The sequence below is a fragment of the Thioclava arctica genome, assembly GCF_040892615.1.
GTDB classification, from domain to species: Bacteria; Pseudomonadota; Alphaproteobacteria; order Rhodobacterales; family Rhodobacteraceae; genus Thioclava; species Thioclava arctica.
The window spans coordinates 101,744-126,466 of sequence record NZ_JBFRYC010000007.1; the positions used below are offsets into that span (position 1 = coordinate 101,744).

Annotated in this window: 25 protein-coding genes; 3 read left to right on the forward strand and 22 right to left on the reverse strand. The window is 62.0% G+C overall.

The genetic code is table 11. From position 1 onward, the window contains the following. Positions 1-3: 3 nt before the first annotated feature. From urtD to ureE, 7 genes are all read right to left on the reverse strand, one after another. Positions 4-762 (reverse strand): urea ABC transporter ATP-binding protein UrtD, encoded by a 759-nt coding sequence (gene urtD, locus AB4874_RS12875; RefSeq protein ID WP_368392280.1) that lies wholly within the window; start codon positions 760-762, stop codon positions 4-6. Continuing rightward, on the reverse strand, positions 759-1,982 hold the full coding sequence (gene urtC, locus AB4874_RS12880) for an urea ABC transporter permease subunit UrtC (protein WP_368392281.1): 1,224 nt from the start codon (positions 1,980-1,982) through the stop codon (positions 759-761). The genes urtD and urtC overlap by 4 nt, the downstream gene beginning before the upstream one ends. A 94-nt stretch (positions 1,983-2,076) precedes the next feature. Beyond that, positions 2,077-4,068: an urea ABC transporter permease subunit UrtB gene (urtB, locus tag AB4874_RS12885; RefSeq protein ID WP_368392282.1), complete on the reverse strand. Its 1,992-nt coding sequence runs from the start codon at positions 4,066-4,068 to the stop codon at positions 2,077-2,079. 48 nt (positions 4,069-4,116) lie between these two features. Beyond that, a complete protein-coding gene (urtA, locus tag AB4874_RS12890; protein WP_368392283.1) occupies positions 4,117-5,418 on the reverse strand; it encodes an urea ABC transporter substrate-binding protein in 1,302 nt (433 codons plus the stop codon). 269 nt (positions 5,419-5,687) lie between these two features. Beyond that, positions 5,688-6,314 (reverse strand): urease accessory protein UreG, encoded by a 627-nt coding sequence (ureG, locus tag AB4874_RS12895; protein WP_295532765.1) that lies wholly within the window; start codon positions 6,312-6,314, stop codon positions 5,688-5,690. A 9-nt stretch (positions 6,315-6,323) separates the two neighbouring features. Further along, entirely contained in the window at positions 6,324-6,962 is a 639-nt protein-coding gene (locus AB4874_RS12900) for an urease accessory protein UreF (RefSeq protein WP_368392326.1), read from the reverse strand. Beyond that, a complete protein-coding gene (ureE, locus tag AB4874_RS12905; protein ID WP_368392284.1) occupies positions 6,955-7,476 on the reverse strand; it encodes an urease accessory protein UreE in 522 nt (173 codons plus the stop codon). The genes AB4874_RS12900 and ureE overlap by 8 nt, the downstream gene beginning before the upstream one ends. A gap of 71 nt (positions 7,477-7,547) precedes the next feature. Here ureE and AB4874_RS12910 point away from each other — a divergent pair, with 71 nt between their 5' ends. Next, a complete protein-coding gene (locus tag AB4874_RS12910; RefSeq protein WP_368392285.1) occupies positions 7,548-7,910 on the forward strand; it encodes a hypothetical protein in 363 nt (120 codons plus the stop codon). Positions 7,911-7,914: 4 nt separating this feature from the next. Here AB4874_RS12910 and ureC read toward each other — a convergent pair whose 3' ends face one another. The 7 genes from ureC to AB4874_RS12945 form a co-directional block, all read right to left on the reverse strand. Beyond that, entirely contained in the window at positions 7,915-9,621 is a 1,707-nt protein-coding gene (gene ureC, locus AB4874_RS12915) for an urease subunit alpha (RefSeq protein WP_368392286.1), read from the reverse strand. Beyond that, on the reverse strand, positions 9,621-9,926 hold the full coding sequence (locus AB4874_RS12920; protein WP_368392287.1) for an urease subunit beta: 306 nt from the start codon (positions 9,924-9,926) through the stop codon (positions 9,621-9,623). The genes ureC and AB4874_RS12920 overlap by 1 nt, the downstream gene beginning before the upstream one ends. Before the next feature lie 4 nt (positions 9,927-9,930). Beyond that, positions 9,931-10,110 carry a hypothetical protein gene (locus AB4874_RS12925; RefSeq protein ID WP_368392288.1) on the reverse strand — a complete coding sequence of 60 codons (180 nt, stop codon included), beginning with the start codon at positions 10,108-10,110 and terminating at the stop codon, positions 9,931-9,933. 60 nt (positions 10,111-10,170) lie between these two features. Then, positions 10,171-10,473, reverse strand: coding sequence for an urease subunit gamma (locus AB4874_RS12930; protein WP_368392289.1), 303 nt, complete (start codon positions 10,471-10,473; stop codon positions 10,171-10,173). 9 nt (positions 10,474-10,482) lie between these two features. After that, positions 10,483-11,307 carry an urease accessory protein UreD gene (locus AB4874_RS12935; protein ID WP_438273479.1) on the reverse strand — a complete coding sequence of 275 codons (825 nt, stop codon included), beginning with the start codon at positions 11,305-11,307 and terminating at the stop codon, positions 10,483-10,485. A gap of 138 nt (positions 11,308-11,445) precedes the next feature. Further along, positions 11,446-11,907 carry an Lrp/AsnC family transcriptional regulator gene (locus AB4874_RS12940; protein ID WP_295532772.1) on the reverse strand — a complete coding sequence of 154 codons (462 nt, stop codon included), beginning with the start codon at positions 11,905-11,907 and terminating at the stop codon, positions 11,446-11,448. Continuing rightward, positions 11,904-12,362 (reverse strand): Lrp/AsnC family transcriptional regulator, encoded by a 459-nt coding sequence (locus AB4874_RS12945; protein WP_295532783.1) that lies wholly within the window; start codon positions 12,360-12,362, stop codon positions 11,904-11,906. The genes AB4874_RS12940 and AB4874_RS12945 overlap by 4 nt, the downstream gene beginning before the upstream one ends. Before the next feature lie 127 nt (positions 12,363-12,489). On the opposite strand from AB4874_RS12945, the gene ilvC reads away from it, so the two are divergent. Next, positions 12,490-13,512, forward strand: coding sequence for a ketol-acid reductoisomerase (gene ilvC, locus AB4874_RS12950; protein ID WP_295532773.1), 1,023 nt, complete (start codon positions 12,490-12,492; stop codon positions 13,510-13,512). 83 nt (positions 13,513-13,595) lie between these two features. Further along, positions 13,596-13,985 carry a hypothetical protein gene (locus AB4874_RS12955; protein WP_368392290.1) on the forward strand — a complete coding sequence of 130 codons (390 nt, stop codon included), beginning with the start codon at positions 13,596-13,598 and terminating at the stop codon, positions 13,983-13,985. Between the two features lie 33 nt (positions 13,986-14,018). On the opposite strand, the gene glmM is transcribed toward AB4874_RS12955, so the two are convergent. From glmM to AB4874_RS12995, 8 genes are all read right to left on the reverse strand, one after another. Then, positions 14,019-15,362, reverse strand: coding sequence for a phosphoglucosamine mutase (glmM, locus tag AB4874_RS12960; protein ID WP_368392291.1), 1,344 nt, complete (start codon positions 15,360-15,362; stop codon positions 14,019-14,021). Continuing rightward, entirely contained in the window at positions 15,359-16,390 is a 1,032-nt protein-coding gene (gene folP, locus AB4874_RS12965) for a dihydropteroate synthase (RefSeq protein ID WP_368392292.1), read from the reverse strand. Before folP ends, glmM begins: the two co-directional genes overlap by 4 nt. 39 nt (positions 16,391-16,429) lie before the next feature. Further along, positions 16,430-17,350, reverse strand: coding sequence for a dihydroneopterin aldolase (locus tag AB4874_RS12970; protein WP_368392293.1), 921 nt, complete (start codon positions 17,348-17,350; stop codon positions 16,430-16,432). A 94-nt stretch (positions 17,351-17,444) separates the two neighbouring features. Further along, complete coding sequence (locus AB4874_RS12975) at positions 17,445-18,134, reverse strand: cell wall hydrolase (protein WP_295535300.1); 690 nt, start codon at positions 18,132-18,134, stop codon at positions 17,445-17,447. Between the two features lie 251 nt (positions 18,135-18,385). Then, complete coding sequence (locus AB4874_RS12980; protein WP_368392294.1) at positions 18,386-20,929, reverse strand: putative PEP-binding protein; 2,544 nt, start codon at positions 20,927-20,929, stop codon at positions 18,386-18,388. A gap of 165 nt (positions 20,930-21,094) precedes the next feature. After that, a complete protein-coding gene (gene glyS, locus AB4874_RS12985) occupies positions 21,095-23,176 on the reverse strand; it encodes a glycine--tRNA ligase subunit beta (protein WP_368392295.1) in 2,082 nt (693 codons plus the stop codon). Between the two features lies 1 nt (position 23,177). Beyond that, positions 23,178-23,651 carry a DUF6446 family protein gene (locus AB4874_RS12990; protein WP_295535310.1) on the reverse strand — a complete coding sequence of 158 codons (474 nt, stop codon included), beginning with the start codon at positions 23,649-23,651 and terminating at the stop codon, positions 23,178-23,180. Next, complete coding sequence (locus AB4874_RS12995; RefSeq protein WP_368392296.1) at positions 23,648-24,610, reverse strand: glycine--tRNA ligase subunit alpha; 963 nt, start codon at positions 24,608-24,610, stop codon at positions 23,648-23,650. The genes AB4874_RS12990 and AB4874_RS12995 overlap by 4 nt, the downstream gene beginning before the upstream one ends. Positions 24,611-24,723 lie beyond the last annotated feature (113 nt).

The following is a 24,723-nucleotide window of genomic DNA, read 5'->3' on the forward strand; positions in this document are numbered from 1 at the left end:
ACTTCAGCGTCCAAGATACACCTCGATCACCCGTTTATCCGCCGTCACATGATCCAGCGATCCTTCGGCCAGAACCGAGCCCTCATGCAGCACCGTCACCCGGCAATTCAGACGGCGCACGAATTCCATGTCATGCTCGACCACCACCACCGCGCGGGTGCGGGCGAGATCGACCAGCAGCGCGGTTGTCGCCTCGCGCTCTGCCAAGGTCATGCCTGCGGCTGGCTCATCGACCAGCAGCAGCTTGGGCTCCTGCGCCAGCAGCATCCCGATCTCTAGCCATTGCTTTTGCCCGTGGCTCAACTCACCCGCCTTGCGCGGCAGTTGATCGGCCAAACCGACCTGCGCTGCGATCTCGGCCACGCGGGCATCGTCCTTGGCCCCCGCCCGCCAGAACAGCACCTTCCACGGGCTGCGCGCAGCTTTCAGCGCCATCATCAGATTGTCGGTGACCGATTGATCCTCAAACACCGTGGGGCGCTGAAACTTGCGCCCGATGCCCGCGCGCGCGATCTGCGCCTCGTTGCGCTTGAGAAGGTTGGTGTAATTTTCGCCCCAGCGCACCGTACCCTCATCGGGGCGGGTCTTGCCGGTCACGATATCCATGAAGGTCGTCTTGCCCGCGCCATTGGGGCCGATCACCGCGCGCAGCTCGGCCGGGCCGATGTTGAAGCTGAGATTGTTGATCGCCTTGAACCCGTCAAAGCTGACCGAAATGCCCGACACTTCCAATAGCGTGCCCGCGCCTGCGCCGATGGTCATTCGCGCGCCTCCTCTTGCTGCAAGCTGCCCGCATCGGGGCCAAGCGGCGCACCGCCACGCCTCGGCGAGCGTAGCCCCGCGATCAGATCGACCAACCCCGACAGCCCCTTGGGCGCGAGCAACGTGACCAGCACAAAGGCCAGCCCGAGCAGCACCTGCCACCAATCGACCCATTTGATCGTGTAAAACCCAAGCGGCACATCAGGCACCCGGCCCCCGGTGAACCAGCTGGACACGATAGAGACGAAAAACGCCCCCATCACCGCGCCATATAGCCGCCCCCGCCCACCAATCGCGACCCAGACCGCCAGATAAATCGAGGCAATCGGCGCCATCTCTCCGGGGTTGATGATGCCCGCCTGCGGGTAATACAGCGCCCCCGCAATCGCCGCGATCACCGCCGTGAGGGTAAAGACAAACAGCTTGAACCCCTCGACCGGGTAGCCCAGAAACCGCACCCGCGCCTCATCATCGCGAATACCGCGCATCACCGAGCCGAACTTGCCCGCCACAATCGCTGCTGCAAGGAGATACCCCAAAGCCAGCGCCAGCGCCGAGGCCCACAAGAACCAGACCGAGGAATGATCTTGATCCGCGCTCAGCCCGGGAATGTTTTGCAAGCCCGACAGCCCGTTATTGCCCCGCAGCCCGCTTTCGTTCTGAAACAGATAGAGCGACAGCGCCAACGTCATCGCCTGCGTCAAGATCGACAGATACACCCCCGCCACCCGCGAGCGAAACGCCAACCAGCCAAAGACCAGCGCCAGCAGCCCCGGCACCAACACCACCAATAGCAACTGCATCGGCAAGCTGCCCGCAAAGCTCCAGATCGCGGGCAGGTTCGAGCTGCCTACGACACCGAAAATCTGGCTGCCAATCGCGTCTTGCAGCTCTTGCGGGGTCATCGGGAAATCGCTGGCCGAGGCCAGCACGATATCGCGCGTGCGCTCATACATCAGCCACATGCCGATCATATAGCCGCCAAGCCCGAAAAACGCGAAATGGCCAAGGCTGAGAATGCCCGTATAGCCCCAGACCAGATCCATCGCGATGGCGATCAGGCACAGGCACAGCGTCTTGCCCAGCGTCTTGACCATCGAGGTCGAGATCACGCCCGGCCCATAGGCGTGGCTGAGCAAGGTGATCGTGAGCGTGAAGATCGCAAGGATCAGCAGGAACCAGATCACCGAGGGGTTCTTGGCCAAAAATCCAGGTCTCATGCGGCTGCCTCCGATGTCGCAGCGGGGGTTTCGCACCCCCGCGCCCCCGCGGGATATTTGGACCAAGGGGAAGGGAAAACCGGGTTTGCCATGCTTAATCCCCCGCCGCCCGGCCCTTGAGCGCGACGATGCCGCGCGGGCGGAATTGGATGAAGATGATGATGAACAAGATCATGTAAGTTTGGGCGGCCAAGGTGTTGGAGGGGTTGAGGAACTCGATCCCCTTTTGCAGCCCGCCGATCAGCGTGGCCCCCGCCAACGTGCCAAAGATCGAGCCAACCCCGCCCACGACCACCGTCATGAAGCTTTGCACGATGTAATCCTGTCCCATTTCGGACGTGACCTTGGCGAACAGCCCGATCGCGACGCCCGCGATCCCCGCGATTCCGGAGCCAAAGCCAAAGGCCAGCATGTTGATGCGATCCGGGTTGATCCCCATCGAGGCCGCCATCGAGGGGTTTTGCGTCACCGCGCGCACCTCAAGCCCCAGCCGTGTGCGCTTCATCACCCAAAGGTAAAGCCCGAGGAAAACAAGGGCGAGCACGAAGATCGCGATGCGGATATAGCTGATCGAGACGATGTCGTTGATCTGCAGCGCTCCATCCAGCCAAGGTGGCGAGGTCAGCGGGCGCGCCTGCGTGCCGAATATATTCTTGAACAGTTGTTGCAGCGCAATCGAGATGCCGAATGTCGCCAGCAATGTCTCAAGCGGGCGCTTATAGAGATAGCGGATCACCAGCCTTTCCATCGCCACCCCCGCGCCAAAGGTAATCGCGAAGGCCAGCGGCAGCGCGATCAGGATCGAAGCGGTGTAATCGGGCACGAATTGCTGCACCACATAGCCGGTATAGGCGCCCATCGTGATGAACTCGCCATGCGCCATGTTGATCACGCCCATGATGCCAAAGGTGATCGCGAGTCCAATGGCCGCGAGGAAATAAATCGAGGCCAGCGACAGCCCATCGAGCCCCAGATCGACGCTTTGCATCAGCCCCACCTTGCGACTGACGCGAGCCAGCCCGGCCTCGGCGGCCTTGGTCACGGCGGCGTCGGGCTCGGCGTAGATATCGGCATAACTGTGAGCGTCGATCAGGGCCTGCGCCTCGGCCTCGCTGAGGCGCGGCGCGACCGTGCCCGCCTTGGCCAGCGCGCTATAGGCCAGCTCGCGTTTGGCCGAATCGGACATGTCCGCCAAGGGCAGCCCGCCGACGGAACCATTTACCACATTGGCCGCTAGCGCCTGTTTCATCGCCCCATCGCTGATACGTTCGGGCGCCATCTTGGCCGCAACGAGCAGCGCGTAGGCCTCACCCTCGCTCAGATCGCGACCGAGGCGCAGTGTTTTGGCGACATTGCCTTGCGGCGCCCCGTCGAACGCCTTGCGTTGCGTCGCGACCAGCGGGTTCAGCGTCGCACGCAGATCGAGCCCGGTATCAGCCCCAAAGCTGTCTATGGCTGCAACACGTTCGCCCGCATCCTTGCCAAAGCGGATCGTCAGCAACCGCTCAAGCCGTTGCTTTTCCAACCTGATCTGAGCGTCTGGCTCCTGCGCAATCGAGGCCCGCAATGGCGCGAGATGGCTGGCCTCGCCGTCGCGTTCAATCGCCGTCAGCGCCTCGCGCCGCTTGGTCGGGTCGGGATCGGACAGCAGAAAGCGCACAAGCGCAGCACCGATCACCGCGCGCACGCCGGAATTGGGTTTGACCTCGGAAATCTCGTTGCGCGGTGCGGTGCCAGCCGACGCGCCCGTCACCGGATCGCTCAGCGCATAGTCTTGGCCCTTCTTTTCGATCAGGAACAGCGTGTCATCAGACGTGCGCAGCCCCACGCGACGATCCGCCCAAGCCTGCAAAAATCGCGATGCACCGGGGCCGGAGGCTACGATCTCATCGATCACCGGGCCGATGGTCATGCGCGAGGGTTTGGCGATTTTCGTGACGTTCCTGGCCAACACCGCCGCCAGCCCGGTTTGCGGGTCAGCACCCTGCCCAGCCGTGGTGGGGGCCGTCTGAGCGGCGCTCTCTTGCGCCACGCCCGGAAGCGCCAGCATCAAGAAAATTCCCAGCGTCATTAATACCTTGCGCATCCCGCCCCCTTGGAATTCGGCGGGGGATTGCCCCCCGCCATCGGTCGATCAGTAATTCGACTTCTTTTGCACGCAGGTCTTGGTCTCGGTGTTATACATGCCGCAATCGAGACCCGGCCAATCCGATTTCAGCACCGCAGATTCCGGCAGGAAATCGGTCCAGGCATCGCCCGGCACCGGATCGGTCTGGGAGATGATGTCGAACTGGCCGTCCTCCATGATCTCGCCGATCAGCACGGGCTTGGTCAGATGGTGGTTGGGCAGCATCCTGGCGGTGGTTCCGGTGAGGTTGGGGAATTCCTGCCCCGGCATCGCGGCAATCACCTTGTCGGTATCGGTCGAGCCGACCTGCGTCACCGCCTGCACCCACATGTTAAAGCCGATATAAGTGGCCTCCATCGGGTCATTGGTCACGCGGGTGTCGTCGCCCGTATAGGCATGCCACTGCTTGATAAACGCGGCGTTTTCGGGCGTATCGGCGGATTCGAAATAGTTCCACGCAGCGAGCTGGCCGACGAGGTTCTTCAGATCGGCCGAGCCCAGACCCGACAGCTCTTCTTCACCCACCGAGAAGGCGACGACCGGAATATCATCGGCGGTGATGCCACTGGCCGCGAGCTCTTTGTAAAACCCGATATTGGCATCGCCATTGATCGTCGAGATCACGCCGACCTTCTTACCATCGGCACCCAACGCCTTGACGTCAGACACAATTTTCGACCAATCCGACTGACCGAAGGGCGTGTAGTTGACAAAAATATCGCTCTCGGCGATGCCCTTGGATTTCAGATAGGCATCCAGAATGTTGTTCGTGGTGCGCGGATAGACGTAATCGGTGCCCAGCAGTGCGAATTTCTCGACGCCGAGTTCTTCAAGGAAATAATCCACTGCCGGGATCGCCTGCTGGTTCGGGGCAGCGCCGGTATAAAACACGTTGCGCGAACTTTCCTCGCCCTCATATTGCACCGGGTAGAACAGCAAGCCGTTCAGCTCTTCCAGCACCGGCAGCACCGATTTGCGGCTCACCGAGGTCCAGCAGCCAAAGATCACATCGACCTTGTCCACCGAGATCAGCTCGCGTGCTTTTTCCGCAAATAGCGGCCAATCCGAGGCCGGATCGACGACGACCGCCTCCAGCATCTTGCCGTTGATGCCGCCCTTTTTGTTTTGCTCTTCGATCAGCATCAGGACAGTGTCCTTCAGCGTCGTCTCTGAAATCGCCATCGTGCCCGACAGCGAGTGCAGAACGCCGACCTTGATCTTGTCACCTTCCGCAAAAGCGATGCTTCCCGTCAAAGAAGCCGCCCCCGCGAAGGCCGCCGAGATCATAAGATTGCGCCGAGTAATCATGTGTTTTCCCTCGTTTTGTCAGCGCGCGTGGCCTGTTTGGACAGGCTCTCGTCGTGGCGGCTGATCCTCCAATGTTGGCTGTGGTGCGCAGACCCATACTGCGACCGAAGGCGCGATCTGAGCGCCTCGCTTATGGAAGCCGTCACGCTGCGTCGCAGCAAAACAAACCGTGCACCCGCCGCATGAAACCTGCCGAGAAGATGCGTTTGCTGAAATTTTCTACGAAAATCCTTACAAACTGCGCAATTTATACGCGCATTCTTACACGTTCATGCGAGAATCGGCTGAAGCACCAATCCCCCTTCGCGGATCAAAAACGCCACGATATCTTCGACCCCAGTGCCCTGACGCAGCCGCGCCAGCACATAGGGACGCGCGCCGCGCGCGGCCTTTGTGTCGCTCTCTAACAGCGCCAGATCGACGCCGACATAGGGCGCAAGATCGGTCTTGTTGACCACCAGAAGGTCCGATTTTGTCACCCCCGGCCCGCGTTTGCGCGGAATGTCCTGCCCCGCCGCGGTGTCGATCACATAGATCGTCAAATCGGCCAGTTCGGGGCTGAACGTGGCGGCCAGATTATCACCGCCCGATTCAATCAGCACCAAATCCAGATCGGGAAAGGCCCGGTTGAGATCGGCAATCGCGGCAAGGTTGATCGAGGCATCCTCGCGGATCGCGGTGTGCGGGCACCCCCCTGTCTCGACCCCCCTGATCCGCTCGGCGGGCAGCACTTGGGCGCGCATCAACGCCTCGGCATCCTCGCGCGTGTAGATGTCATTGGTCACCACCGCCATCGACAGACGCGGCGCCAATGCGCGGGCCAGTTGCTCAGTCAGCGTCGTCTTGCCCACGCCCACCGGCCCGCCAATTCCCACCCGCAAAGGTCCGTTGCCCATAGCTTCACCTCATGTCTTGAACAGACGCACATCCAGCGTCTCATGTTGCATCGCCGCGATCTCGGCGCGAAAGGCGCTGGTCGCGATATCGCCTAGCTCTGACTTGGCCGCACGCGCAGCAATCGCGGCGATCCGGTCATGCTGGCTCGTCAAAACCCGTTGACCCGCAATTTGTCCTAAAGGGACAAGCCTGACCGCCGCAGACACCAGGTTCGCGGCGAAGGAATGTAGAAAAAGTGCAATGATCTGATCGGATGGCAGCGGCAAATGACGCGCCGCTTCGGCCACAGAAACCGGCAATGCACGGGGCGGAACCGCCACTTCGCGCAGCCCCTCCTGCGCGCGCGCAAAGGCTGCGCCCTGCTCGACCGTCTCATGCAACCGCTCTGCCGATCCCGCCAAGGCGCGCGCCATATCCTCAAGCCCATCCAGATCCGCGCCGCGCAACCCGCAGGCCAGCAGCACCGCATCGCTCCAGCCCGCGCCATGCGCCAACACATCCCCAAGCCATTGCGCGAAACTGCCCGCATCCGTCACATCGCCTGCCGCGATCGCCTGCTCCAACCCGTGGCTATAGGCGAACGCCCCCGTCGGAAATCCCGGCGAGAGCCATTGCATCAGCGACAGATGGGCAGCGGCCTCAGACATGGTCGTGATCGTGGTGATGCGACCCGTGGCTGTGGGAATGCCCATCGCCATGGTGATGGCTGTGGCCGTGCTCATGCCCCATCGTGCGCCCCATCCCATAGGCGCCGCCCTCGGGTTGGAAGGGCTCAACGCCGGGGCTGACCTGCGCGCCCAGCCCCTTGAGCATGCCTTCCAGCACATGATCGGCGCGGATCACCAACCGATCCGCCTCAATCTGACACGGCGTGTGGCGATTGCCGATATGCCAGGCAAGCCGCGCCAGATCGCCTCGGATCACCAGCACCGGCTCCAGCGCGGGACGCACCTCGATAAAGCGCCCATCCGCCAGCACAAACGCCTCACCTCCGGTCAGGTTCGTGACCTCGGCCAGATCGACCAGAAACCCGGCACCCGAGGCCGCCACCAGCCGCTTGCGCCGCAGGAACCGCCCCTCGTAATCCAGCGCGACGTGGTCCAATGCCCCGAACCACGCGCCTTTCTTGGCGATCTTTTCGGCGGTTGGATAATCGCTCATTCCCGTGACTCCGTTAATGAATTTTCAAACATGCAGGTGCACTTTCGGGCCAAGGTAGAAGGAGAAACAGAATGTTTGACCACCGCGCCCCTGCTGATGAACTGGCCCGAATCCGCGCTGAAATCGCGCGCCTCAAACACCGTGAGGCTGTGCTGCGTGAGGCTGTGCTGCGTGAGGCCTATCTGACCCGCTCCGACATGCCCAAGATCGGCCGTTGGACCAAGGTTGAGAGCCACACCGAACGCCGCGCCGTCTTTGACCCGCGCCTGTTGCCCGCCACGATCCGCAACGACCCAACCTATCAGCGCGAAAAAGTCATGCGGCTGTTGCGCATCGCGCCCAACGACCCGGCGGCGCAGCGGCTGCCCGAACTTATTGCGCCGGTTGCGCCCCGGCGCTCGGGGCATCTTCGCGAGGTCTCGTGCACCCATTAGACCCTCAAAACAGGAAATAGCGCTGAGCAAGCGGCAGCACCGTGGCGGGTTCGCAGGTCAACAATTCGCCATCCGCGCGCACTTCATAAGTCTCGGGATGCACGTCGATCTTAGGCGTCGCCGCATTGTGGATCATGTCCGCCTTGCCGATATCGCGGGTCTTTTCAACGGCCAAGGTGGTTTTCTGCAACCCAAGGCTGGCGGCCAGCCCGTTGGCCTGCGCCGCTTGGCTGATAAACGTCACGCTTAAGGCATGGCGCGCACCACCAAAGGCGCCAAACATATTGCGCGTGTAAAACGGTTGCGCCGGGATGGAACCATTCGGATCGCCCATCTGCGCCGATACGATCATCCCGCCTATCAGAACCATCTCGGGCTTGGCTGCGAAAAACGCCGGATTCCAGAGCACCAGATCCGCGCGCTTGCCCACCTCGATCGAGCCGATATGGCGGCTCATCCCGTGGCAGATCGCCGGGTTGATCGTGTATTTCGCGATATAGCGTTTGACGCGGGCATTGTCGTTCTCGCCCTGCTCTTCGGCCAACCGCCCGCGCTGCTTGCGCATCTTGTCCGCGGTTTGCCAGCAGCGAATGATGACCTCGCCCACGCGCCCCATTGCCTGACTGTCCGAAGAAATGATCGACATCGCGCCCATGTCATGCAGGATATCCTCGGCCGCGATCGTTTCCTTGCGGATCCGACTTTCGGCAAAGGCCACATCCTCGGGCACCTTGTTGTCCAGATGGTGACAGACCATCAGCATATCGAGATGTTCTTCGACCGTATTGGCCGTGTAGGGCCGCGTCGGGTTGGTCGAGGACGGGATCACGTTGGGCGCGCTCACCACTTTCAGAATATCTGGCGCATGACCGCCCCCTGCCCCTTCGGTGTGAAATGCGTGGATCGTGCGCCCTTTGATCGCGGCCAATGTATTCTCAACAAACCCGGATTCATTGAGCGTGTCGGTGTGGATCATCACCTGCACGTCCATGTCATCGGCCACGCTCAGACAGCAATCAATCGCGCCCGGCGTCGTTCCCCAATCCTCATGCAGCTTCAACGCCGCCGCGCCGCCATTCACCATCTCGATCAACGCCTCCGGGCGCGAGGCATTGCCCTTGCCAGATAGCGCCAGATTGACCGGAAACGCGTCAAAACTTTGCAGCATCCGCCCGATATGCCACGGCCCCGGCGTGCAGGTGGTCGCCAAGGTGCCATGCGCGGGGCCGGTGCCGCCGCCCAACATCGTCGTGATACCCGAGGCCAGCGCATCCTCGATCTGCTGCGGACAAATGAAATGGATATGCGCATCAAACCCGCCTGCGGTCAGGATTTTCCCTTCCCCCGCAATGACTTCGGTGCCCGGCCCGATGATGATATCGACGCCCGATTGCGTATCCGGATTGCCCGCCTTGCCAATCGCCGCGATCATCCCGTCGCGCAGCCCCACATCGGCCTTGTAGATGCCCGTGTGATCCACGATCAGCGCATTGGTAATCACTGTATCCACCGCCCCGCCCGCGCGAGACACCTGACTTTGCCCCATCCCGTCGCGGATCACCTTGCCGCCACCGAACTTGACCTCTTCGCCATAGATGGTCAGGTCGCGCTCGACCTCGATGATCAGATCGGTATCGGCCAGCCGCACCCGGTCTCCCGTCGTGGGGCCGAACATATCGGCATAAGTGACGCGCGAGATTGTTGCAGCCATTACAGCGCCCCCATCACTTTCTGATTGAATCCATAGACTTGCCGAGCACCGCCAAAGGGCACCAACCGCACTTCGCGCGATTGACCCGGCTCAAAGCGCACCGCTGTTCCCGCAGCAATATCCAGCCGATAGCCACGCGCTGCGTCGCGGTCAAAATCAAGGCCGGGATTGGTCTCGGCGAAATGATAATGGCTGCCGACCTGCACCGGGCGGTCGCCGGTATTGGCCACCATCAGCGTCAGGACCTCGGCCCCGGCATTGAGCGTGATCTCGCCAGCGGCGGGTAGTATTTCCCCCGGGATCATTGTCCTACCCCCGATTGCGGCGCAAAACCCGCGCCAGTTCTGGGCCAAGATAGGCGGCAAGCGCCAGCATCAGCACAGCGATCAACGGGCCGTCATGGAAGAACCAGGTCGTGTCGGCACTATGGCCGGGATGGGCCAGCGCTGCGGTCGGCGCGAGGGCGGCAAGGACTGCGAATGTCTTCATCGGAGGGACCTTTCTTTAGCAAAACTTATTTTGGCTACTATCAGATAAGCCATTCTTATCTCAGCGGATCGGATGATGGACGGTGACGAGCTTTGTGCCATCCGGAAACGTGGCCTCGACTTGGATCGAATGGATCATCTCGGGGATGCCATCCATGCATTGCTCGGCCGTGATTACGCCTGCGCCCGCCTCCATCAAATCGGCGACCGTGCGGCCATCGCGCGCACCCTCAACGACAAAATCGCTAATGATCGCAATCGCTTCGGGATGATTCAGCTTCACCCCGCGCGCAAGGCGACCGCGCGCGACCATCGCGGCAAGGCTGATAAGAAGCTTGTCTTTTTCCCGTGGTGTCAGGTTCATTGGTCCCTCTCAGAGTTGCCAGACGCGCGGCGCTGCCTGCCCGCGTCGCAAGCGTTCCATCAAGCGCAAGATCTGGCGGCGCAAAGGCCAGCCGTCCCGCGCCAGCAATCGGATGATGCATTTCCCGTCAAAGCCCGAGGCCGCGCCGATGACACCCGGCTCATCAAGCACCGCACGCGCTGGCTCCAGCGCATCTTCGCCGCCCGGCGTGCACAGAACGAGCGTCGCCATTGCACGCGCATCGCCCAGAATTGCAGCGCGGGCGCCCTGCGCCAAAATGTCGGAATTCAGCAAGAATGGCTCGATAAAAACCGGCTTTCCAGCCCGTTCAATCCGCCGCATGTCGAAAAAGTCCAAGTCGCGCACGCGCTCTCCCATCGCGACACGACCCAGTAAAACAGCTTCGAGCATCAAACACCCGGCATCCGGGGCAAGCTCGATCACGGTTTCACGCAGCAACTTCGAGCGATCAAACAGGATCGTTTCCTGTGGCAGCCAATCGAGCCAGCACCCCGCCCCGACCTTATGGCGCACCTGCACTTCGGCGCGCCCCTGATCAGCGCGATACGCGCGTTCGGCGGCTTGCGTGGTCGCCACGAGATGCGCGCCATTGCGGGTTTCGGTGACATATTCCAGCCGATCCCCAGAGGTCAAGCCGCCAGAAGTATTGAGGAAAACCACTTCCGGCACACCTGCGACACGCGGCAAGATCGCCTTGGCCGAGCCGCTTTGACGCAGCCCGCGCAACCGTGTGCCGTCAAACGCAGCCATTGCCGCGCCTTTTGAGCGCTGCATTACCGGTACGGCAGAATTGGCGGCGTGATTGTCAAACATGGGACCCTCCTTCACGATCCAATCCCGCATGGGGATCGGGGTCCACCGCTGCCGGACCATACGTTTCGGCAAGGCGCGTACGAAGGGACAAGATGCCCAATAAAGTGGCATCTTGGTGATTTTCAGTGCAGAAATAAATCAGCCCAAAGGACCGGGGCGCCGTTCTTCGCTGAGCAGCACATTCGCCTCGACCTGTCCGACGCCGGGAAGCGTCATGATCCGGCGTCGCAGCACGCGCTCAAAATCTGGGAGATCGCGCGCAGTCACCCGCAAGCGATAGTCAAACAGCCCCAAGACATGCTGCACGACCTGCACCTCGGGGATCGCGGTGACGGCGCGCTCAAAATCGTCAAGACTTACGCGGCCCTTCGCCGCCAGCTTGATGCCGAGAAACACGGTCACGCCAAAGCCCAGCGCAGCCTGATCGAGATCCACGCGCCGCCCTGCCAGCACACCGGCCCCTTCAAGGCGCTTGATCCTACGCCACGTTGCGGGTTGCGACAGGCCCAACCGCCGCCCGAGCGCGCCCGCGCTTTGCGTCACATCCTGCGTCAACGCGCGCAAAATAGCCCGATCAAGATCATCCAGATCAAGGCTCATAGCGCCAGCTCCGCGCTGGATTTGATCGTCGCCACCAACATCAATGCGTCCAGTTCCGCGATATGAGGCAAGGTCAAAATACGCTTGCGATAGATCTCTTGGTAATGTGCCATGTCACGGGCGATGACTTGCAGGCGTATATCAGTTGAGCCAAGAAAGCTTTGAATTTCAATAACCTCCGGGACGCCCCGCGCTGCGGCGATGAATTCATCAAAGGCGCGCGGATCGGTCTTGTCGAGGGTGAAACGCAAACTCACCTCGACCTCCCAGCCCAATGCCTGCCAGTTGATCACAGCCTGCTCTGCGCGCAGCACGCCCGCCTCGCGCAAGCGCTCAATCCGGCGCCAGCACGTGGCCGGGGTCACCCCCGCGCGCTCGGCCAACTCGGCGGTCGCCAAACCCGGCTCTGCCATCATCTGGCGTAAGATTCGACGGTCCGCGTCGCTAATTTGCATGATTATTTCACTATCGACAAAATTGACGAATGTATTTTGCCAAATCACTGCGATAATATCAAGTTTCGAAAGCAAATTCTGTCGATAGTGCCTATTGTCGCCTCCAGACATCAACGGAGGAAACGCCATGCGCGTCTATTACGATCGCGATTGCGATGTGAACCTGATCAAAGACAAAAAAGTTGCCATTCTGGGCTACGGCAGCCAGGGCCACGCCCATGCGCTGAACCTGCGCGACAGTGGCGCGAAAAACCTGGTCGTCGCGCTGCGCGATGGCAGCCCGTCGGCGAAAAAAGCCGAAGGCGAAGGCCTGAAGGTTATGGGCATCGCCGAAGCGGCCGCTTGGTGTGACGTGATCATGTTCACCATGCCCGACGAATTGCAGGCTGAAACCTACAAGAAATACGTCCATGACAACCTCAAAGAGGGTTCGGCGATTGCCTTTGCCCACGGTTTGAACGTCCATTTCGGCCTGATCGAAACCAAGCCGGGCATCGACGTGATCATGATGGCGCCCAAAGGTCCGGGCCACACCGTGCGCGGCGAATATGTCAAAGGCGGCGGCGTGCCCTGCCTCGTGGCGGTGGAAAACGACGCGACCGGCAAGGCGATGGATATCGGCCTGAGCTATTGCTCGGCGATCGGTGGCGGCCGCTCGGGCATCATCGAAACCAACTTCCGTCAGGAATGCGAAACCGACCTGTTCGGCGAGCAGGCCGTGCTGTGTGGTGGCTTGGTTGAGCTGATCCGCATGGGCTTTGAGACGCTGGTCGAAGCCGGTTACGAGCCCGAAATGGCCTATTTTGAGTGCCTCCATGAGGTGAAGCTGATCGTGGACCTGATCTACGAGGGCGGCATCGCGAACATGAACTACTCGATCTCGAACACCGCCGAATATGGCGAATATGTTTCGGGCCCGCGCATCCTGCCCTATGACGAGACCAAGGCCCGGATGAAAGCGGTTCTGAGCGACATCCAGACCGGTAAATTCGTGCGTGATTTCATGCAGGAAAACACGGTTGGTCAGCCCTTCTTCAAGGCGACCCGCCGGATCAACGACGAGCACCAGATCGAGCAAGTCGGCGCCAAGCTGCGCGCCATGATGCCTTGGATTTCCAAGGGCAAGATGGTTGATAAAGAGCGCAACTAAGGCGCGACGACATGAACCAGGGGGGCGCCTTGCGGGGCGCCTCTTTTGTTGTCAGACTCAGCGGTGAACCAAGCGGAGGCCTTATGGCAAACCTGTCCAAATCCGAGCTGGACGCGATCCATGCCGAACGCACGAAATTCTTTACGCCCCAGTGGTTTGGCGACCTTTTCTCAGGTCGTCTGTCACCCGGTGACACGTTTTGGGCTGGCAATTATGGGCCCGCGCTGATCGTCGTGCCGCTTTTGGTGATCGTGGCATTGTTCACGGCAATGGCGATGCCGGGGCGTTTGGGGCCGCTATTCGGGTCGGTTGCGCTTGGCGCGGGGATCTACCGGCTTCTTGTTTTGACCGGTTTGGTGCGCAGCATAGCGCGCGTGTCGGGGCCAAAGGTTTGGCGCTGGATCGGGGTATTCTGGACGTTGTTCGAGGCCGTCATTCTGATCTGGCTGGGCCTGCGTTTGTTTGGCGGCTGAGGCGTTTAGGAAGCGCGGCAACCGTGCCTCCGTTCACGCGGTTTCCGCCTCGACAGCGGCGACGATGCTTTCGACCGCATCATGCAAAACCGTCTCATCTTCGCATTCAGCCATGACGCGGATCAGCGGCTCTGTGCCGGATTTGCGGATCAGCAAACGGCCATGGCCGGCCAGTTTCAGCTCTGCCGCGGCTATCACTTTTTCAACATTTGATGCACCTAGCGGTTCTTGCCCAGCGCGATACCGTACATTTTTCAACATTTGCGGCACGGTTTCGAATTGATGCACCAGCTCAGAGGCGCGCATCTCGGTTTCCGCCATCGCCGCCAGAAACTGCAGCCCCGCCATCAGCCCGTCGCCGGTGGTGGCGTAATCCGTCATCACGATATGGCCCGATTGCTCGCCGCCCAGATTAAAGCCGCCCGCGCGCATCCGCTCGACCACATAGCGGTCGCCGACCTTGGTGCGTTCCAGCCGCAATCCGCGCCCCGACAAGAACCGCTCTAACCCAAGATTGGACATCACGGTCGCCACCAACGCGCCCCCGCGCAACTGGCCGCTTTCGGCCCAGCGTGCGGCGAATAGCGCCATGATCTGATCGCCATCCGCGACATGGCCGGTCTCGTCGATGATCATCACCCGATCCGCGTCGCCATCCAGCGAAATCCCAAGATCGGCCCCATGCGCAACCACTGCCTCGGCGCAGGTCTGGGTGTGGGTCGAGCCGCAATTCTCGTTGATATTGCGCCCATCCGGAGAGACGCCGACCGGGATCACCTCGCAGCCCAGCTCCCACAACACGGCGGGAGCGGCGCGATAGGCGGCGCCATTGGCGCAATCGACCACCACTTTTAGCCCCTGACGCCCGCCCTTGGGAAAGGTCGTTTTGGCATATTCGACATAGCGGCCCAGACCGTCATCGATGCGCTTGGCGCGACCGATGTTTTCGGGCTGGGCAAGGCGGATCTCTTGATCCAGCATCGCCTCGATCTCGGCCTCGGCGGCATCGGACAGCTTAAAGCCATCCGGACCGAAGAACTTGATTCCATTGTCTTTTGCTGGGTTGTGACTGGCGGAAATCATGATCCCCAAATCGGCCCGCATCGAACGGGTCAAATAGCCCACGGCGGGTGTTGGCACCGGGCCCAGCAGCAGCACGTTCATCCCCGTCGAGGTCAGCCCCGCCGTCAACGCATTCTCAAACATATAGCCCGACAGGCGGGTGTCCTTGCCGATCACGACGCGATGCCCGCGCGAGTTGTCGCGACGAAAATACCGCCCCGCCGCCGCGCCAAGCTTGAGCGCGACTTCGGCCGTCATGTGACCCGAATTGGCCTGACCGCGCACACCGTCCGTGCCAAAAAGCTTTCTGCTCATTGCCCGCCCTCCTCGTGGTATCCTCTTGTTATCGCGTCCCAAAGCCGGACCCCTTGAGCGATTTCCGCGACATCGTGGACGCGGTGAATCTGCACGCCCTGCCCCAGCCCCGCCAGTGTCACCGCCAGCGAGCCCGGCATCCGGGCCTGGGCATCTTCGGCCCGCCCGATGGTGCCGATAAAGCGTTTGCGCGACGTCCCAAGCAGCAGCGAACACCCAAGCCCGTGAAACAGGCTCAGCCCCCGGATCAGCGCCAGATTGTGCTGCAACGTTTTGCCAAATCCGATGCCGGGATCGGCGATGATAGCGGCGCGATCCACGCCATGCGCCTCGGCCAGCGCGATGCGATCCTCAAGGTAGTCATAAACATCGAGCAGCACGTCAGAATAGCGCGGATCGTCTTGCATATCCTCGGGCAGGCCCTGCGCATGCATCAGGCAGATCGGCACGCCGGACACCTGCGCCACCTCGACCATCGCGGGATCAAATTCCAGCGCGGAGACATCGTTAAGCATATCCGCGCCCGATTCCAGCGCCTGATCGGCCACAAGCGCCTTGCGCGTATCAATCGAGATTGGCGTATCAAAGTCCACCTCGCGCAGCGCGGCAATCACCGGGGCGGTGCGTGCAATCTCTTCATCCTCGGACACTTCGTTGGCACCGGGGCGGGTCGATTCGCCGCCAATATCCAGAATATCCGCGCCCGCCTCGCGCAGCTCAAGCGCGCGCGCGACGGCGGCATCTTCAAGATCATATTGCCCGCCATCCGAGAAACTGTCGGGCGTGACGTTCAAGATCCCCATGATCCGGGGCGCATCCATGCGCAGCCCGGCGACCGGCGCGCGCGCGGTGCACAGGCGCAGCATGATGTCTTCGGGCAGATGGCTGGCGGGGATGATCTCGGGCTCGGCGTCGCGCCGGATCAGTTCGACCTCGTCGAACCAGCACCAGCCTGCGGCCAATGTCAGGGCGCTGTCGGGACGCGCGGTATCAAGACGCAGAAGCGGGCGGTAATAAGTCTTTTCCATGCGCCCATTCACCTTATCGGCGCGCCTTTTTCAAGCCATTCAAAGCGATGCTCGCGTGATTGGCACGCGGCTTCCCGCCGGGGCTGAAATATCTCCGTGAAGCTCAAGGCGCGCGGCGGCCAGATGCTCGGCCAGCCACAGCGTCAGCGCCACCGCATTATGGGCTGGCGCGCTTGGGCCATCGACGGCATCAAGCACGATTTTCGAAGGCGCCCAGACCACCATCTGCCCGTGGCGCATCGCCCAGTCGATCTCGGTGCGCGTGGCGACCACAACGCAACGCGGATCGCGCGCCGCCAAGCGCCAGGCGTTTTGTTCAATCGCGAGCAGGTCGATGCGACGCTGGGTTGGGCCCTGCCCGCTTTGCACGACGGGACCGTCCGGCAGGCCGACGGCCAAAATCACCGGCGCGCCCGCCTTTTGCAGCGCATCCAGACGCGCGCCCAGATCGGGGGCGTCAATCGCGGCGTTGGAGAGATAGGCGACGACCGGGTGCAGCGGCTCTTCTCCGCCATCGGCGCGCAGACCCTTGGTTGGGGCCGCGGCGCGCGAGCGCACGATTTCCACGCCCAAAGCCCCCGGCCCGCGATCAAGCTTTTCGATACGCACGAAGACCCGCATCGCTTGCGGCGCGGCCAGTACACGCTCTGCGACGCGCGCCGCGAGGGTTTCCAGCAGATTCACCCGTTCCTCGGCCAATTCGGCGGCGATGGCTTCGGTGATGCGATCATAGGACAGGATGCGATCAACATCGTCTTCAAGGGGCTCGGGGGCCGGACGCACCTCGACCACCACATTAAATTGCAGGCGTTGCGTTTGTCCGCGCTCTTGCTGGAACGCGCCGATATCGGCCTCAACCACATGATCGCGCAGCGAAATCCGGTCGCGCGGATCGGTGGGAGCAGACGCGGCCGCGCGCGCCTCGGGATGGGCAAAAGCCAAAGTGATATCGGAACTCATGGCCCCCTCCGGGAATTGCGTCATTTGAGCAAGCATAGAAAAAGGGCGGGACAAAGCCCACCCTCATCCGTCATTTCGCGCGCGATCCGCGACCTCAATTCGAGGCGGTGCGGATCGGATCGGCGTAAAACAGGTGATGCCCGATTGCCGCCGTCTTATCGAAGACACGCGACCAGCGCGGATAGCTGTTGCGGGTGTGGAAATAGGTCGCCCCATCGGTCAGGCTGCGCGGCGCACCGTCGATCATCGCGCGCGCGACCTTGGCCACCCGTGCAAACGCGCCTTTATTGTGCACGGCATCGGCGCGGCCATCGCAATACCAGCTGAACTGGCAGCCACGCGAATTGGACTGATGCACAACACCGCAGATCGAGCCGGGGAAGCGCGGGTCATCGACCCGGTTCAAGATCACTTCGGCCACCGCCTGTTGACCCTTCACACCTTCACCGCGCGCTTCGAAATACAGCGCCTTGGAGAGGCATTCAAACTGCTCACCGCCGGTCGCCTTGGGTTGCTGCGCAAGCCAGGTCGCGGACAGCATCTTGGGCATGACGCCTTTGGTTGCGATCTTTTTGGAATGGGCGGGCGCCATCGAGAGCGCGGTCACCCGACGCTTGTCGATCACGCTCATCGCCGAGCGTTCCTGCCACAGAACAGACATAAGGCCTTGTTCGGCCACTTCGGTCGGGTCGTTGGACTGGCTCACCGTTACTTCGGCACGCAAGCCTCCGGCGAGGGCCAGGAGGACAACAGCGCCCCCCGTCCAGCTTTTCAGCACTGACATGTTTATCTTCCGATAAGGACAATCGCCACATCCCCCCAAGGGCGTGACCGCGCTCACTTAACGTCAGCTGTCAAAAAAGTCCAGAAAACATGGAACCGTGCCCTAAACCCCACAGGATTCGCGGCGGATTCTTGCCATGTTGATGCGCTAAGTTCCGCGCTGTCCCTTAAAGAATCGGATAAACCGAACTGCGGGGATTTGCCAATGGATAAACGCTAAACTGCGCAAAATCTTGCCCATTTACGCGCCCGTCAAGGCGTGCTGCGCCCGCGCGGAGCCAAAAGTGCAAAATGCGCTGCGGCTAAACGCGCAACGGGCACACGAAACGGTGAACAAGACACATAATCGAACCCGGCGGCGCGACAAAACGCGATTGATTCGGGGTTGCCGCCATGCTCGCCACAGACCGAGATCGTGATGTCTGGGCGCGCCCCACGCCCCCGCGCCGCCCCCATCAACAACAGCTCGCCCACGCCCTCGACATCAAGAATGTGGAACGGGTCTTCTTCATAGACCTGCTGATTGACGTAGGTGGACATGAACCGCCCCGCATCGTCGCGCGACAGCCCATAGGTCATTTGCGTCAAGTCATTGGTGCCAAAGGACAAGAAGGCCGCGTGTTCAGCGATTTCCCCGGCACGCAAAGCCGCACGCGGGGTTTCCACCATCACGCCAAGGCGGTAGGTGAAGGACGATTTCGTCTCATTGCGCACGGTGGCGGCGACGGCATCGATGCGGGTCTTCACGAGCTCGACCTCACGCGAGGCCGAGACCAGCGGGATCATGATATCGGGCACGATTTCCGCACCGCGCCGTTTGGCCTCGACCGTCGCTTCAAAGATCGCGCGCGCCTGCATGTCGTAAATTTCGGGCACGGTGATACCCAAACGCACGCCGCGCATCCCCAGCATCGGGTTGAACTCGCTCAGCGCCTCACAACGGCGCATCACGTCCGATAGCGGACGATCCAACGCCTCGGCCAATTCGCGCATCCCCTCGCGGTCATGGGGCAGGAATTCGTGCAAGGGCGGGTCGAACAGACGAATGCAGACCGGCTGGCCCTTCATCAACTCAAACAGGGTCAGGAAATCGGCGCGCTGCATCGGTAGCAGCCGTTCCAGCGAAGCGCGACGATCCTCGGGGCTGTCGGCAAAGATCATCTCGCGCATGACGGTCAGGCGATCTTCGTCGAAAAACATATGCTCGGTGCGACACAGACCGATTCCGTCGGCCTCAAACATCAGCGCGGTGCGCGCATCATCGGGCGTGTCGGCATTGGCGCGAATCCCGATATCGCGCACCAGATCGGCCCAGTGCAGCAACGTGCGAAACCCGTCATCCAGCGCAGGCGCCAGCATCTCGGCGCTGCCCACCAGAACCTCGCCATTGGTGCCATCCAGCGTGACGATATCGCCCTCGCGGAAAATCCGCCCCTTGGGGCCGCGAAACTGGCGCTCGCGGGCGTTCAGTTCGATCTCGGAACAGCCCACGATACAGGGCAGGCCCAGACCGCGCGCGATCACCGCCGCGTGGCTGGTCATGCCGCCGCGTTCGGTCAGCACCGCCACGGCGGCGTGCATGCCGCGAATATCCTCGGGCGAGGTTTCGCGGCGCACCAGAATGCAGGGTTCGTCGCGCGCGGCGGCGGCCTGCGCGGCGGCGGCCGTGAACACGATCTTGCCCGTTGCCGCCCCCGGCGAGGCCGCGATGCCGCGCGCCAGCACATCGCGGGGCGCGCGCGGATCAACCTGATAATGCAGCAATTCCGTGATCGCGCGGGGTTCGACGCGCAGCAACGCATCCTCGCGCGAAATCACCTTATCCTCGGCCAGCGCGACCGCGATGCGCACCGTGGCGCGCGACGAGCGCGGCACGCGCACCGCATCAATCACATGGACCTGACCCGATTCAACGGTGAATTCGAGCTGCATCTCTTCGCGCAGTTTTACCCGACACGCCGCGCCATATTCACAGAGCTGGTCAAAGACGCGCTGGTCGGCCTCTTGCAGCGAGGCTCCGCGCGGATCGCGTGTCAGATACAGCGCCTCGATCGCGGCTTTGCGACCTTGGCTTTGGCCGCGAAACCGACCCGTGACCTGCGTCGCGCCCGTCACCGGATCGACGAATTGGATGGTGCCCGAGCCCGACAGCCCCGGCCCGATCCCAAGCGCCATTTCCTGCACCAACAGCCCGAGGGCGGCATCGGGTGGCGCGCCCTTGGCCTGACGCAGCAACCGCGCGGTCGTGCCTTCCCAAGCGCGCGCCATCGAACGCAGCACCTCACCCAATTGACGCGCAGGCGATTGCGGGAAACGCTCGTCCGTCTCTTCCTCAAAGGCGTCAAGCGCGAGGTCTAGCGCGCCCGGCCCCGAATCCTGCTGAAACATATCCGGATCGAGACGCGCGACATGGATTGCATATAGCTGCACGAAGCGCAGATAGAGCGCATCCGCCGCCTCGGAGCCGTGGGTGTTGGAGAGATGCGCGTGCATATCGTCGTTCATACCGACATTGAGCACCGTGCCCGGCCCGCCCCATTCGGGGTTTTCCGGGCTTGAGCGCACCGAGACCAGCATATGCGGGCCGAATTCCTTGACCAGCGCGACGGTGTCGATGCTTTGCCCTGCGGCGATAGCGCGCACGGTTTGGGCGGGCAGCGACACGGTTGTGGGCACCGGCAAATCCAGCCGGATCAGCCGTTGCAGGCATTTCGCACGCCAGCCGTGAGTCGCCGTCCCGACCGAAGCCGAGGGCGTCAGGGTGACAAAGTCAGCGATTTCAAACAGTTTCTGCATTGCAGCATAAATCTCCACTCAGGCAGGATAGGGCGATTTTGCGCACTCGCAAGTGCGCCGGCACGAGAAACGACGCAGCGTTACCCGCGCGCCCTGTCGCGACGTTGGGACAAGGTCCGCGGGCGGGAGCCTCCGGCGGGAGTATTTTTGGCCAGATGAAAGGGCTTAGCCCTCGATTCGGGTGAGGTCGGCCACGCTGAGGCAGATTTGGCGGATGCGCGAGAGCAGGTTGAGGCGGTTGCGCCGGATCACTTCGCTGTCGGTATTGATCTGCACCGCCTCGAAGAACGCATCAATGGGGCTGCGCAGATCGGCCATTGCGGCCATTGCGGTGGCGAAATCTTCGGACTCCATCGCCGGGGCGATCTGGGCCTCGGCGGCGTCGAGCGCGGCGAAGAGGGCTTTTTCCTCGGGCGTTTCGGCGAATTTCACATCCGCGCCAAAGGAATATTCGACCCCGTCTTTTTCCTCGGCTTGGGTGAGGATGTTATTGGCCCGCTTAAAGCCTTGGATCAGGTTCGCGCCATCCTCGGTCTTGAGGGTTTGCGACAGAGCCTGTGCGCGTTTCACGACGAGGGTGAGATCGTCGTTGCCGGGCATGGCAAGCACGGCGTCGATCACGTCATGGCGGATACCTTGGTCTTTGAGGAAGACTTTGAGGCGGTCGTGGAAGAAGGAGAGGAGGTCGTCTCGCGGTGATACAGTGTCTACTGCGGCGTTTAGTGCGAGACCAATGCGAAGAGTTTTCAAAATTTCCAACCGCAGTCCATTCTCCAGCACCAACCGGATCACGCCCAGTGCCGCGCGGCGCAGCGCAAAGGGGTCTTTCGACCCTGTGGGTTTCTCGTCGATCGCCCAGAAACCGGTCAGCGTGTCGATCTTGTCGGCCAGCGCGACGGCGACCGAGACGGGCTCGCTGGGCACGGCGTCGGACGGGCCAAGCGGTGCGTAATGGTCGCGCACGGCGTCGGCCACGCGATCATCGAGACTAGCACTTTTTGCATAATATCGGCCCATCACCCCCTGCAGTTCGGGGAATTCATAGACCATTTCCGACCTTAGATCGGCTTTGGCAACGCGGGCAGCCTCGGAGGCGAGGTCGGGGCTGGCGCCCACCAGCGGGGCGATTTCGCGCGCCAGTGACTCGATGCGGCGGATGCGCTGGCCCTGAGAGCCCAGCTTGTTGTGGAAGGTCACGGCATCCAGACCCGCGGCCATGCCTTCGAGCCCGTGGGTCTTGATCGTGCGCTGATCGTTTTCCCAGAAGAATTTGGCATCCGACAGACGCGCCGAGAGAACCTTTTGGTTGCCCGCAAGGATGGTCGCGCCGTGATCGGCAGTTTCGCGGTTGGCGACGGTCACGAAACCCTCGATCCGGCCGGTTTTCGGGTTTTTCACCGAGAAGAATTTTTGATGCTCTTTCATCGAGGTTTGCAGCACCTCGGGCGGCAGGTCGAGGAATTCATCGTCGATCTGCCCCATCAGCGTCACAGGCCATTCGACCAGCCCGGCGACCTCGGCCAGAAGGCCTTTGTCTTCAACGACTTCCCAGCCCTTGGCAAAGGCCATTTGCTGCGCGTCATGCCAGATCGTGGCGACGCGGCTCTCGGAATCGAGCACGACCTTGCCCGCCTTGAGCTGGCGCGCGTAGCTTTCAAACCCGCCGACCGAAAACGCATCGGGGGCCATGAAGCGGTGCCCGCGCGTGCTGTCGCCCGCGATGATGCCATCGACATCAAGCGGGACGATGGTGGCGCCGGCCTCATCGGACAGGATCGCGAGGATCGAATGCAGCGGGCGCACCCAGCGCAAGCTGCCCGCGCCCCAGCGCATGGATTTCGGCCAGGGGAAGTTGCGGATCGTGTGTTCGAGCACCTCGGCCACGATCTCGGTCGCGGGGCGGCCGGGGCGTTCGATGGTGGCGAAGTAGACTTGCCCTTTTTTGTCGTCGCGGATTTCCAGTTGGTCCTTCGAAAGACCAGTGGCGCGCAAAAATCCGTCGAGCGCCTTTTCGGGGGCGTCGGTGCGCGGGCCTTTGCGTTCCTCGCGCAGGGTGGGCGAGTTGGCGGTCAGCCCCTCGATGGCCAGCACCAGACGGCGCGGCGTGGAAAACGCGCCCGCATGGGCGTAGGTCAGCCCGGCCTCGACCACGCCATCGGTGATCAGCTTTTGCAGATCGGCGCGCGCGCGCGGCTGCATCCGGGCCGGGATTTCCTCGGAGAACAGTTCAATCAAGAGATCGGGCATGTCACTTCTCCGCTTCGGAATTCAATTGGTGCCAGACATAGGCCTGACCGTCGGGATAGATTGCCACGACGCGATCAACGCCGGGGTGAATGTCGTGCTGAGACAGGAAGGCCACGGCGCGCCCGGCTTCTAGATCGGCGCCGATGCGTTTGGCATCAAAGCAGTCGAACCATCTTGGCCCGATCAGCGGCGTGGGTTTGTCGTAGACCTGAAAGGTTTCGGTGGCCGTGGGCAGCGACAGATCGGTGCGAAAACAGGCGCGGTAGCGCAGCGGCGAGCTGTCGGCGTCAATGCCCTGATAGCCCGCAACATCCAGCGGGTCGAGCGTGCCGCCAAGCTCGGCCAGCGTAATCGCAGCGCCCGGAGCCGTAGCCGAGACGGTCTGATAATAGCCATATTCCTGCGCGTAATAGACGCCCGCGCCAAAGGCCAGCGCGATCAACACGATGCCGCCCCCGATATATTTGCCATTCACGCTGCGGCCCCGTTCGGTTGCGCCCCGCCCGCCTCGGTGCGCACAAAGGCATCGGCGCAAGCTTTGGCGAGCGCGCGCACACGCCCGATATAGGCTTGGCGTTCGGTGACCGAGATCACGCCGCGCGCATCGAGCAGGTTGAACAGGTGGCTCGCCTTGATGCATTGATCATAGGCCGGGTGCGCCATGATGATCTTGCGGCCCGCATCGTCGGTATCGTCACTGGCAAGGATGCGGCCACATTCGGCCTCGGCATCCTCGAAATGGCGCAACAGCGTGTCGGTATCGGCCACGTCGAAATTCCAGCGCGAATATTCCTGCTCGGTCTGGCGGAACACATCGCCATATTTCAGCGCGATGGGCGCGGAGGGGTCGTTATAGGGCATGTCCATCACGTGATCGATGCCCAGCACATACATTGCCAGACGCTCAAGCCCGTAGGTCAGCTCGCCCGCGACGGGTTTGCAGTCATGCCCCCCGACCTGTTGGAAATAGGTGAATTGCGACACTTCCATGCCGTCGCACCAGACTTCCCAGCCAAGACCCCAGGCGCCCAAAGTGGGGCTTTCCCAGTCATCCTCGACAAAGCGGATGTCGTGCAAGTCCAGATCAATCCCGATGGCGGCCAGCGAACCGAGATAGAGATCTTGCAGATCGGGCGGGCTGGGTTTGATCAGCACTTGATACTGGTAGTAGTGCTGCAGACGGTTGGGGTTCTCGCCATAGCGCCCGTCGGTAGGGCGGCGCGAGGGTTGGACATAGGCCGCAGCCCACGGTTTATCGCCCAGTGCGCGCAGCGTCGTGGCTGGGTGGAACGTGCCCGCGCCGACCTCCATGTCATAGGGCTGCAACACCGCGCAGCCCTTGGAGGCCCAATAGCTCATCAATCGCAGGATTATCTCCTGAAACGATCTCGGCGCGCTCTGGGGGGCGTTCTGGGGGGCGTCGGGATTGGCCATGTCTCACCTCGAATAAAGCGCCTTCTTCCTAGGCAAGGGGGGCGGGGGCGTCAACGCCTCGCAAGCCCGATCTGCATGGCGATCTGCGGCCCAAGCCCCACATCCGCCGATTT